General features: G+C 73.4%; 9 protein-coding genes and 1 pseudogene. 4 read left to right on the top strand and 6 right to left on the bottom strand.

All coding sequences use genetic code 11. The annotated features are described in order from the left end of the window. Positions 1–24 precede the first annotated feature (24 nt). The 3 genes from OHA86_RS13710 to OHA86_RS13700 are packed head-to-tail and all read right to left on the bottom strand — an operon-like array spanning position 25 to position 1,599. Entirely contained in the window at positions 25–504 is a 480-nt protein-coding gene (locus OHA86_RS13710; RefSeq protein WP_329175371.1) for a succinate dehydrogenase hydrophobic membrane anchor subunit, read from the bottom strand. 7 nt (positions 505–511) lie between these two features. Beyond that, a complete protein-coding gene (sdhC, locus tag OHA86_RS13705) occupies positions 512–892 on the bottom strand; it encodes a succinate dehydrogenase, cytochrome b556 subunit (RefSeq protein WP_329175369.1) in 381 nt (126 codons plus the stop codon). 50 nt (positions 893–942) lie between these two features. Next, positions 943–1,599, bottom strand: coding sequence for a 2-oxo-4-hydroxy-4-carboxy-5-ureidoimidazoline decarboxylase (locus OHA86_RS13700; RefSeq protein WP_443071989.1), 657 nt, complete (start codon positions 1,597–1,599; stop codon positions 943–945). Positions 1,600–2,090: 491 nt separating this feature from the next. Here OHA86_RS13700 and OHA86_RS13695 point away from each other — a divergent pair, with 491 nt between their 5' ends. Both OHA86_RS13695 and OHA86_RS13690 read left to right on the top strand, forming a co-directional pair. Then, positions 2,091–2,801, top strand: a complete 711-nt coding sequence (locus OHA86_RS13695) for an RNA polymerase sigma factor (RefSeq protein ID WP_329175367.1) — start codon at positions 2,091–2,093, stop codon at positions 2,799–2,801. Positions 2,802–2,810: 9 nt separating this feature from the next. Next, the gene (locus tag OHA86_RS13690) at positions 2,811–3,674 is read left to right on the top strand and encodes a hypothetical protein (protein ID WP_329175366.1); all 864 of its coding nucleotides are present in this window, start codon (positions 2,811–2,813) and stop codon (positions 3,672–3,674) included. Between the two features lie 187 nt (positions 3,675–3,861). On the opposite strand, the gene OHA86_RS13685 is transcribed toward OHA86_RS13690, so the two are convergent. Beyond that, entirely contained in the window at positions 3,862–4,785 is a 924-nt protein-coding gene (locus OHA86_RS13685) for a L,D-transpeptidase family protein (protein WP_329175364.1), read from the bottom strand. A gap of 129 nt (positions 4,786–4,914) precedes the next feature. Between OHA86_RS13685 and OHA86_RS13680 the strand changes: the two are divergent. Next, a pseudogene (locus OHA86_RS13680) lies at positions 4,915–6,087 on the top strand (acyl-CoA mutase large subunit family protein); the annotation flags it as partial. Between the two features lie 173 nt (positions 6,088–6,260). Continuing rightward, positions 6,261–8,849 carry a YfhO family protein gene (locus OHA86_RS13675; RefSeq protein WP_329175362.1) on the top strand — a complete coding sequence of 863 codons (2,589 nt, stop codon included), beginning with the start codon at positions 6,261–6,263 and terminating at the stop codon, positions 8,847–8,849. Positions 8,850–8,909: 60 nt separating this feature from the next. On the opposite strand, the gene OHA86_RS13670 is transcribed toward OHA86_RS13675, so the two are convergent. Both OHA86_RS13670 and OHA86_RS13665 read right to left on the bottom strand, forming a co-directional pair. Next, complete coding sequence (locus tag OHA86_RS13670; protein WP_329175360.1) at positions 8,910–10,274, bottom strand: polysialyltransferase family glycosyltransferase; 1,365 nt, start codon at positions 10,272–10,274, stop codon at positions 8,910–8,912. Continuing rightward, the gene (locus tag OHA86_RS13665; RefSeq protein ID WP_329175358.1) at positions 10,274–11,281 is read right to left on the bottom strand and encodes a glycosyltransferase family 2 protein; all 1,008 of its coding nucleotides are present in this window, start codon (positions 11,279–11,281) and stop codon (positions 10,274–10,276) included. The genes OHA86_RS13670 and OHA86_RS13665 overlap by 1 nt, the downstream gene beginning before the upstream one ends. Between the last annotated feature and the right edge of the window lie 159 nt (positions 11,282–11,440).

The following is an 11,440-nucleotide window of genomic DNA, read 5'->3' as shown; positions in this document are numbered from 1 at the left end:
TCGCTTTCCCTGTCCAGCCCTGGCTTAGCGGATGTTCGGGTCGAAGGTGAAGATCACCAGCGAGCCGAGCACGATGGTGAACGCCACTGCGGTGAACAGCAGCGTCTTGAGCCAGACGCGGGTGTTGGCCTGCTCGGCGTAGTCGTTGATGACGGTGCGCAGACCGTTGCCGCCGTGCAGCATCGCCAGCCACAGCATGGCGAGGTCCCAGTACTGCCAGAACGGCGACGCCCAGCGGCCCGCCACGAAGGCGAAGCCGACCTTCTGCACACCGCCGTCCAGGACCAGCTGGATCAGCAGGTGGCCGAGCACCAGTACGACGAGCACCACACCGGACAGCCGCATGAACAGCCAGCCGTACATCTCGAAGTTGGTGCGGCTGCTGCGCGGGGTGCGCTTGGTGCGGGCCCGCGGCGGCTCGATGACCGGCGCGGGATTCTGCGGGCTGTACGGGGCGACGCTGGAGCCGGTCAGCTCGACGGCGTCGGTGATGTCAGTGGCCATGTGTCGTTCAGCTCCCGAACAGGACTCGAGCGGCGTGGCCGAGGACGGGGTAGATCGCGCCGACCATCAGCAGGACCCACAGGCCGACCACGGTCCAGAGCATCTGCTTCTGGTAGCGCGGGCCCTGGGTCCAGTAGTCGACGGCGATGATCCGCAGGCCGTTCAGCGCGTGGAAGAGGATCGCGGCGACCAGGCCGTACTCCAGCAGGCTGACGATCGGGGTCTTGTAGGTGGCGACGACCTTGTCGTAGTCCTCGGGGGAGACCCGCACCAGGGCGGTGTCGAGGACATGTACGAACAGGAAGAAGAAGATGAGGACACCGGTGACTCGATGAGCCACCCACGACCACATGCCTTCCCGGCCGCGGTACAGCGTTCCAGCCGGCACGGAAAAAACCCTCCGGGAGCGGGGCGAGGGGTGCCGGCTAGGGGTGTCGGTCACGCCCGGCCGGGTACGGTCCACCGGCCCCGGCCATCGTAGCGACGCGATACGGCCTGAGTACCGCGGGGTGGGCCAGGTGTGATCGATCCCGCACGGTCGGGTGAACGCGCGGCCTCGAATGCGCGCACGGACTGGTCCGTCGGCCCGCCGCCGGAAGCGCCGGAAGCGCCGGAAGCGCCGGAAGCGCGGAACGCGTCGGGGCGGCCGAACCCGGCGAACCCGGCGGGGCGGCCGGGCTCGCCGCTGCCGCCCGCCAGCCGGATCAGCCGGGCCCGGCAGAGCCGGCGCAGTTGCCGCGCGGTGGCCACCCGCTCCTCGTCCTCGTCGTGCCCGAGCCTTTCGCGCAGGCTGACCAGCATCTGGTCCAGGGCGGCGCCCGGGTCGGCGGCGGTGCGCTCGTCCAGGGCGAGGATGAAGGCGTGGCCGAACTTGGCCTCGTAGTGCGCGTGGGCGGCGCGCAGCGCGGTGTGCACGGTCAGGCCGCCCCGGTCGGTCAACGCCGTGGGCGCCTCGCCGGCCAGCGCCTCGGCGAGATCGCCCGGCGTCAGGTCGTACGCGGCCTCGTCCGCCGCGGCGAGCAGCGTCTCGACGGTCGGGTACGGGCGGTGCGCGGCCATCCGGCGGGCCCACCGGCTGCTGCCGCAGCAGGCCAGCAGCGCCGTTTCCGCGGCGGCGGGCGGCGCCTGGTTGAGCCGCGTCAGCGGGGACGGCGGAGCGTCGGACGCGGTGTCGCTGGACAGCAGCGGGCTCCAGAGTCGTGGGCGGGGACGGGCGCAGGGCGAACCCGTACGGCGGGGGCGGGGCGTGAGGCCGATCCGTGACGGCGGGGACGTACGGCGGCCTCGTACGGCTGATTCGGCGGGGGGAGAACTCCACTGTAGGCGCGCCCGGTTCGAACAGGGCAGGCAGGTGTGCGAACTTCACCCGTACGGAGCCGTGCCCTGGCGCGGTGTTGACCGGCCGCCTTCCGCGGGGGCGGGCAGGCGCGCGGGGCATTCTCCGGCGGGCCGCGCGGGAAAGCGCGTACGGAAAGTGACGACGGCCGGGGGCCGCCTCCCCCCACAGGAGCGTCCCCGGCCGCCGACTTGTACGGCGTATCCCAGAGCAAAAGTGTCACTGCCGCGCATGAGGCAGGATTGGCCGTGTGTTCGAGGGGGTGGGGCCCGACGTGGAAGTGCACGAGTCTCTGGAGGCCGCCGTCAGCGCGGCGCAGCGGGGCGACGAGGGCGCGTTCCGTACCGTCTACCGGGCTGTCCAGCCGCAGTTGCTGAACTACGTCCGCAGCCTGGTCGGGCCGGTGGACGCCGAGGACGTGGCGTCCGAGGCCTGGTTGCAGATCGCCCGCGACCTGCCCAACTACCGCGGCGGCAGCGGGTCGATACGCGGCTGGGCGGCCAGGATCGCCCGCAACCGCGCGTTGGACCACATCAGGGCGCGCAGCCGGCGGCCGGTGCCGGGCGGCGGGGTGGACGACCTGATCCAGCTGCCGGACCGGGCCGACACGGCGGGCGAGGCGCTGGACGCGGTGGCGACCGACCGGGCGCTGGCCGCCATCGCGGCGCTGCCGCGCGAGCAGGCGGAGGCGGTGCTGCTGCGGGTGGTGATGGGGCTCGATTCGACCAGTGCGGCGCGAGTGCTCGGGAAACGGGCCGGATCGGTGAGAATGGCCACCCACCGCGGACTGCGGCGGCTGGCCGAAATCCTGGAGTACGACGACGGGGACCACGGGGATCACGCGGACCACGCGCACGGGGACCACGGGGAGTACGGCGACGGCCCCGACGCGGTCCCGGAGCGGCGGCCCGCGGACCGTCCGCACGCGGATGTGACGTTTTCCGCGTCCAAGGCGCTGTGAGGAAGTGGGATGAGCGACAACACCCGACGGGACGCCGCATCCACGGACCTGCCCCACCCGGCCCGGCACCCCCGCCCGCCCCAGCGGCTCGGGGCGTGGCCGGACGCCCGTACGGCGGAGGTCCTGCTCGCCGGCGACGGGCGCTGTACGCCGCCCGGCGTGCCGGCCGACCGGCTGGTGCGGCTGCTGGCCGCCGCGCGCGACGGGCACGCGCCGCTCGACCCGGCCAGGGAGGCCGCCGCCCTGGCCGCCTTCCGCACGGCCGCCGCCGGGCGGGCGGGCAAGGCCCGCGGCAAGGCCCGCGGCAGGGGCCGGCTGGCCGCGCTGCGGGCCGCCTTCGCGGTGCGGCGCCCGCGGGTGATGGCCGCGGCAGTGGTGTCGGCGCTGGCGCTCGGCGGGATGGCGGTCGGGATGGCCGCGGCGGCGAGGTCGTTCACGTCGGGGGAGGGCTCGGGGAGCACGCCGATGGGCACCAGGCCGCCCGCCGCGGTGTCGCCCGACGGCAGCACGTCGGGGCCGTGGACCGCGGGTCCCGGCGCCCGCGGCGGCGGCCCGGCGGCGCCGCCGCCGCACAGCGGCGCCGGCGAGGACCGGCAGGGCGCGGGCGGGCGCGGGTACGGCCACGCCTGCCACCGGGCTCCGGTCCCGCGCTGCCCGCACGGTCCTGCGACGGGGAAGGGCGGCAAGCCGGCCAAGGACACCAAGGCCGGGCAGCTCGCGCTGAAGAGCGGGGGGAGCGCGGGGCGCGGCGGAAACGGCGGCAGCGCCGGGAGGACCGGCAAACCGGAGAAGACGGTCAAGGGACGCGGCGGCGGTGGTCCGCGCCACACGCGCCCCGGGCAGCGCTCACCGTCACGGCCGCCTGGAAGGTGACACTTCTGACGGTCCGTGCGCTGTAGGGAGTAAGGCCGACTGGTCATCGGCCCCCCTGATCCCGGTCCACCCCGTATCGGGTTCGGGTGCTACGGAGCGCGGCCGGGCGCATTTCCCCCTGCCCGACCGCGCTCCTGCCCGTCAGGCCCGGGGGCCCTCGGGCCCGCGGTCCTGACAGCCGGTCACGTCACCAGTAGACGACGACCTTGTCGCCGACCCGCACCTGGTCGAAGAGCTTCGTGATCGCGGCCTTGTCGCGTACGTTGACGCAGCCGTGCGAGGCCCCGGCGTAACCGCGGGCGGCGAAGTCGGACGAGTAGTGCACCGCCTGGCCGCCGCTGAAGAACATCGCGAACGGCATCGACGTGTGGTAGATCGTCGAGACGTGGTCGCGGCTCTTGGAGTTCACATGGAAGAGGCCCTCGCGGGTCGGGGTGTACTGCGACCCGAAGCGGACGTCCATGGTGGCCTGCACCTTGCCGTCGATGACCCACGACAGGGTGCGGCTGGTCTTGCTGACGCACAGCGCGCGGCCGGTCATGCAGCGCGGGTCGAGCTTGCCGGCCGGCTTGGCCGGGACCGGCGGGTAGAGCTCCTTGTGGGTGGGCTGGTGGGTCAGTGAGCGCAGCTTGGACCAGGTGTTCTGGCTGACGCTGCCGGTCGAGGTCAGGCCGTGCCGCTCCTGGAAGTCGCTGACCGCGTGCTCGGTGACCGCGCCGTAGTAGCCGGTCGGATTCTGCGAGAACAGGTGCAGCTGGCCGAGCCTGGCCTGGAGCTCGCGCACCTGGGAGCTGGTCGCCCCCACCGTCATCACCGCGGGCGCGACCGGAGGCGTGGTCGGCGCCTTCGTGGTCGGCGGCGCGGTGGTCGGTGCGGCCGTACGGGTGGGCGCGGTGGTGGCCGGCGCGGTCGTCCCCGGGGCGGTGGTCGGGGCCGCGCCGGTGGTGGCCGGTGCGGTCGTGCCGGCCGCGGTCGTGGTGGTCGACGGCTTCTGGTCGGCCCCGGTGTCCTGCGGTCCGCACGCGGCGAGCACCGCCATGGCGAGCGCCGCTCCGGCGGCGGCCACCACCACCGGGACCCGCCGTCTGCTCCTGTTCCTGCCTGTGGACATCGCTCTCCATCCCCGTGCGTCAGCCGTTGTGCACCCCTAGACACGTTTCCGGCCCGGACGGTTGCGGCACCCTTGGTAGAGAGTCGGCGGCTGTGAGGAACGTCCCAGGCCGCGGCGGTGCGCCGCCCGCCCGCCGCCCTCCTGCTGCTGCTCTACCAGCTGGTCGGCGAGGAGCAGGGCGTGTCCGCCGACCGGCTGACCGGCACCATCCAGAACGACGTGCTCAAGGAGTACATCGCGCGGGGGACGTACATCTTCCCGCCCAAGCCGTCGCTGCGGCTGATCGCGGACATCTTCGCCTACTGCCGCGCCGAGATCCCGAAGTGGAACACCATTTCGATCTCCGGCTACCACATGGCCGAGGCCGGCGCCTCGCCCGCGCAGGAGATCGCCTTCACGCTCGCCGACGGCATCGAATACGTCCGCACCGCGGTCGCCGCCGGGATGGACGTGGACGATTTCGCGCCGCGGCTGTCGTTCTTCTTCGTGTCGCGCACCACGATCCTGGAGGAGGTCGCGAAATTCCGCGCGGCCCGGCGGATCTGGGCCAGGGTGATGCGCGAGGAATTCGGCGCCCGGAATCCCAAGTCGCTGATGCTGCGCTTCCACACCCAGACCGCGGGCGTCCAGCTCACCGCGCAGCAGCCCGAGGTCAACCTGGTGCGGGTCGCCGTGCAGGGCCTGGCCGCGGTGCTGGGCGGCACCCAGTCGCTGCACACCAACTCCTTCGACGAGGCCATCGCGCTGCCCACCGACAAGTCGGCCAGGCTCGCGCTGCGCACCCAGCAGGTGCTGGCCTACGAGACCGATGTCACCGCCACCGTGGACCCGTTCGCGGGCAGCTATGTGGTGGAGAAGATGACCGACGACGTCGAAGCCGCCGCCGTCGCGCTGATGGCCAGGGTCGAGGATCTCGGCGGCGCGGTCGCGGCGATCGAACACGGCTTCCAGAAGGGCGAGATCGAGCGGAACGCGTACCGCATCGCGCTGGAGACCGACGCGGGCGAGCGGGTGGTGGTCGGCGTCAACCGCTTCGAGCTCGACGAGGAGGAGCCGTACGAGCCGCTGCGGGTGGACCCGGCGATCGAGGCGCAGCAGGCGGCCCGGCTGGGCAGGCTGCGGGCCGCCCGCGACCAGGCCGTGGTCGACGCGGCGCTCGGCGCGCTGCGGAAGGCCGCCGCGGGCACCGACAACGTGCTCCACCCGATGAAGGACGCGCTCAGGGCGCGGGCCACGGTCGGCGAGGTCTGCGACGCGCTGCGCGAGGTGTGGGGCACCTACGTGCCGACCGACGCCTTCTGACGGCGTGGCGGCGCCGGACGACGTCCGGCGTTCACTCATCCGCAGGGCACGGTTCGTCCGGCGGTCGGAACGGCGTCGCCCGCCTCGGCTGGGATGGGCGGCCACCCGTGCGGTGACACACCCACCGGGTTGCGCGCTGTCAGGCGCGCTGCGCATCGCACCCCGGAGGACCCGTGCCCCCAGCAGCCGAGGCCGCACCCGCCCAGGGCAACCCCGCCAGGACGGCGGAGGAGCAACAGCCACCCGCAGGCCGGCGCGGCGCCGGCGGGCGGCTGCTCGACCTGGCGCCGGCCGCCGCCCCGCTGCGCGCCGGGCTCGGCGCCGCCGCGCTGGCCTGCGTCGTCTTCTGCCTGGGCGGGCTGCTGGCCGGCAGCTATCCGCTCGGCTCGCACACCCGCAACATCGTGGACCTCGGCAATCAGTACCTGCCCTACCACGCCTACTGGCGCACGATGCTGACCGGCGGCGCCGACGGCGACATGTTCGTGAACTGGAACTCCGGTTTCGGCACGAACTTCCTCGGCGACTTCGGCACGTATCTGAGCAGTCCCTTCGACCTGCTGGTGGTGCTCTTCCCCGCCGACAGGACCGAGCTGGCGCTCTACGTCATCACCACGGCGAAGATCACCGCCGCGGGCGCCGCGATGGCGGTGCTGCTGCTGCGGCTGCGCCGCGGGCCGTGGCCGGTCGCGGCGGTGCTGGGGGCGGCGTACGCGCTGTCGGGCTGGACGCTCGACAACGGCGCCTCGGTGCCGATGTGGCTGGACGGCCTGCTGGCCTTCCCGCTGCTGTGCCTGGTCGGCGAGTGGGCGCGGGCCGGACGGCGGCCGGTGCTGGGGCCGCTGGTCGTGGGCGTGGCGTGGCTGGCGAACTTCTACACCGCGTACATGGCCACGATCGGCGCCGCCGTCGTGCTGGTGGTGCGGCTGTTCACCGCCGACGAGGCGGGCCGGCGGCGGCTGGCAGGGCTGCTGCACGCGGCCCGCGCGGTACTGATCGGCATCGGCCTCGCCGCCCCGCTCGTGCTGGTGATCTACAAGGCCACCAAGGTCGCCGACCCCACCCCCGAGGTGGTCTTCGCCCCGGCCGCGTGGGCGGACATCGCCGCCCGGCTGCTGCCCGCGACGACCAGTACGGCCACCCCCGCCCTCTTCATCGGCACCCCGGCGCTCGCCCTGGCGCTGACGCTGCCCTTCAACCGGGCGGTGGCCACCCGGGTACGGGCCGGCTGGGCGGCGGCCGTCTGCCTGGTGGCGCTGTCGCTGAACTGGGAGCCGACCCATCTGCTCTGGCACGCGGGCGCCTCGCCCAACGGGGTGCCCTACCGGCAGACCTTCGTGCTGTGCGGCCTGCTGCTCATCGCCGCCTGGCTGTCCACCGCCGACGGGCTGCCCGAACTGCCCGCGCTGCTCGGCGGGGCGGCCGTGCTGGCCGTCGTCACCCTGGCGGCGCACGGGCGGCAGGCCATCGACCGCTGGACCTACCCCGCCTTCGCCGTCGCCCTGCTGCTCGGGGCACTGGCCGCCGCAGCGGTGCTGGTCGCGCGGCGGTACGGGGTGGCCACCCGGGCGCTGCCGGTGGCGGCCGTCGCCCTGCTGGTGCTCGCCCAGGGCGGCGAGACGGCGGTGACCGGGATGCGGGTCGCCGAGCTGCAGTTGCAGGAGGTGTCCTGGTCGCCGCGGGTCGGCCCGGCGCAGCAGGACATGGCCGCGGCGGTCGCCGCCAAGGACGACTGGCCGCGGTCGCGCACCGATCCCGGTGATGTGCCGGGCGGCAACGACGAGATGCTCGTCGGCGGGCAGGGCGCGGAGTATTACAGCAGCCTGACCGCGGACGACACCTCCTGGATGCTGTCCGAGCTGGGCTTCGGCTACTACGCCAAGGGGCGGCACACCGTCTCCCTCGACAACCCGGTCACCGACGCCATCTTCTCCATCGGCACCCGGATGCACTCCGTCCCGGCCGCTCCGCCGCGCACCGACGAGCTGCCGCGGGCCACCACCACGGCCACCAACTCCGCCGTACCGCCGCTGGTGACCGTACGCGCCGGGCTCCGGCTGCCGGACGCGTCGCAGCGCTGGCAGGACTCGGCCTTCGCCAACCAGGAGATGCTGCTCGGCGCGAGCGTCTACGACCCGCCGGCGCCGATCGCGCGGGCCGACCCCGCCGCGGGCTCGGCCACCTTGACCACGGCCTGCACCCCGGGCGCCCAGGTGTACTTCTGGGCGCCGCAGTACAAGGGGACGGCCGCGCTCGGCGGGGGAGCACCGGTGGACTTCGACGGCCGGCTGCCCGCCGTCCGCGGTGCGATGAAGGCCGTCGGGACCGTGCCCGCGTCGGGCGAGGTGCAGGTCGCGCTGAGCTTCACGGGCCACCTCAGGCTGCCGCGGCAGTCGATCGGCTGCCTGGTCAGGAGCCGGCTGGACGCGGCCGTACGGCAGTTGACGGCGACCGGGGCGACCGCCGTGCACGTCGACGGCCACACCCTCACCGCGCAGCTGCCGCCCGGCAGCACCGGGACGGCCGTGGTCGCGGTGCCGCGCATCAGCGGCTGGCGCTGCGCGGCGGGGGACGCGTCGGCGAAGTCCGCGCAGAAGTACCTGGGCCTGATCGCCGTGCCGCTGGACGGCCGGGCGACCTCGATCAGCTGCACCTTCGCCCCGCCGGGACTGCGGCTCGGCGGGGCGGTCGGGGTGGCCGCGCTGATCAGCCTGGCCGCCACGGGCTGGTGGTACCGGCGCACCGGCCGGCGTACGGCGTGACGAAGCGGGGGTGTGCGGCGGTCCGACCGCCGCACACCCCCGATCCGCGCCCCGGCCGGCTCAGCCGAGTGTGGCCTTCTTCAGCGCCCGGGCCCGCCGGGCCACCCGGCGGACGGTGCGGTTGCGCGGCACGAACGCCAGCCGGGCCGGCACCGCGCCCGGCAGCCCCAGCGAGGTCAGCCGGCGCCGCTTGAAGTACGGCCAGGTGTCGGCGGTCAGGTTCGCGGCGAGCCAGGCGGCGGCCTCGTCCCGCAGGCCCGGGTGCGCCTGGGACTGCATGCAGTAGCCCACGGCCCGCAGCAGCGGTGTCAGTTCGGCCGCCACCCGCTCGGGCGACGGCGGCGACCAGGCGCGTACCGCTTCGGCGTCGGCCAGGTCGGGCAGCAGTGCGTGCACGATCGTGACCGGCACCCGGTTGCTGTTCTGGTACGGCGCCAGGCGGTCGAGCAGCAGCCGGGTGCCGGCCCGCGCCACCGGGATGCCGTACAGCACGGACGCGGTGAGCAGCGCGGTGGAGAAGCAGCCGGCCACCAGCGCCGGACGCGCCCTCTGGTAGACCACCTCGGCCGGCACCGGGGAGTCCAGCACGGTCAACTCGGCTCCCAGCCTGGCGGCTTCGTCCCTGAGCGGTTCCGTCCAGTGCGCGGGGGCGGTCGGGTGCGGCTTGAAGACGATCCTGCGGAGCCCGAGCGCGACGGCGCCGCGCACCATCGACAGGTGCAGCCGCTCCTCCTCCTCGGTGCTGAGGATGCCGAGCGCCGACAGGTACTGGCCGAGCAGCAGGGCGCAGTCCCGCGGGACGGCGGCGAGGTCGCGGCCGACCGCGTCACCGGCCGCCTCCGCGACCTCGGCCAGCACCTTGGTGAATTCGGCGCTCGGCACCACCTGCGAGGGCACCCCGAACTCGGTGAGCAGCAGCGGTTCGAGACCGGGGACCAGGTCCAGGTGCAGCAGCCTGTCGATCCTGGTGTCCACCAGCAGCCCGAGCTTGTTGCGGGTCGGGCCGTACGACATCAGGCCGTCGGCGTAGACCGTGATCGGGGCGCCCAGGAAGACCTGCGCGAGGGACAGCGCGGGGGCGACCTGGATCGACTCCACGATCAGCTCGACGTCGTCGTCGCCGAGCTGCCAGAGCAGCCGCACGTGCCGCTCCCACATGGGGATCTCGTTGGTACGCGGCAGCCAGCCGCCGGGGTGCTGCGGGTGGATCAGCTCGTTCCAGGACACGAGCCGGTCGAAACGGCCGCGCAGCGCCTCGAAGCCCGGCGCCAGGTCCGGGCCCGGCTGGGTCTCGGGCACCGAGGCGTTGTTGCTGACCACCAGGACGCGGCGGCCGGCCGCGGGTATGGTGCCGGCGTCCATCGCGGCGGCCAGCGTGGCGGCGCCGTACAGGGTGGACGCGAGGAAGAGCTGGGTGGTGGGCATCACGCGACCGCCGATCCGTTGCTGTCGCGGGTGTCGATGTCGTCGGGCCTGGCCGGCAGCCGCCAGCGCAACCGCCGTATCTTCGTGCTCCGTTCGATGTCCATCGAGTCGAGCACGGTGTTCAGCACATCCCGGGGCAGCCGGCCGAGCGCCGCCGCGCAGGAGGACTTCAGGCGCCGGGCCATCGCCGGCTCCAAGCGGTCGATCTGGTCCAGGTGGAAGACGGTGAGCGCGCAGAACTGGCGTACCGCCTTCGGGAGGAAGCGGTCGCCCTCCGGGTCCTTGGCCAGCAGGTCGAAGGCGAGTTCGCAGGAGCGGATGAAGTCCAGCTGCCGCTCGTCGCCGATCGCGGTCAGCGACGTCGACACGCTGCGGCGGTAGTGCATGCCCAGCAGGCCCACTACGGCGACCGACTCGGCCTCCAGGTGCATGCGCCAGGCCCACAACCGGTCCTCGGCCGTGCGCAGTTCCTCCGGCATACGCAGCAGGCCCCGGTCGACCGTGCGCCGGTGGTACGCGCCGAAGGGGAGATTGGGATAGTCCACGAGCGAGGGCCGGTCGGCCGGCAGGATGCACGCGCGCGGATCGAGTACGACATTGCGGCGGCCGTGCGGCACCCGCACGATCTCGCGGGCGGTACCGGTGCATTTGACGTGGTCGGTGCGCAGGAAGTCGACGTCCAGCTCGTCCATCGCCCCGGCCAGCTGCGGAAGATAGCCCGGGGCCATCCAGTCGTCGCCGTCCATGAAGGTGAGGTAGTCGCCCCTGGCCGCGCCGATGCCCGCGTTGCGCAGGGCGGAGACCCCGGCGTGGTCCCGCCGCACCACGCGGGCACCCGGCAGCGAGCGCGCTCCCTCCTCCAGCAGGCGGGGCGTCTGATCCGTCGACCCGTCGTCCATGAGCAGGAACTCGAAATCTGAACGGGCGTTCGCCTCAAGACTGCGTAGCGCGTCGGGAACGAATTGCTGCACGTTGAAAAATGTCACGATGACGGAGAGCTTGACCACCCGCCGAATCCTAAGGTCTCATCCGGCGGCCTGATGGGCGGGCGGGGAACGTTTGGGTAAACGGCGAATGGCCGGAAGGTGATGCCGTCAATGCGCGGGCGTACTCGCGAAGTAGCGGCATTCTGTTTACCCTTTGTTGGCCTGCGATTAGCGCATTCC

The sequence above is a fragment of the Streptomyces sp. NBC_01477 genome (genome assembly GCF_036227245.1).
GTDB lineage: Bacteria > Actinomycetota > Actinomycetes > Streptomycetales > Streptomycetaceae > Actinacidiphila.
This window is presented reverse-complemented; position numbering and strand designations above follow the sequence as displayed.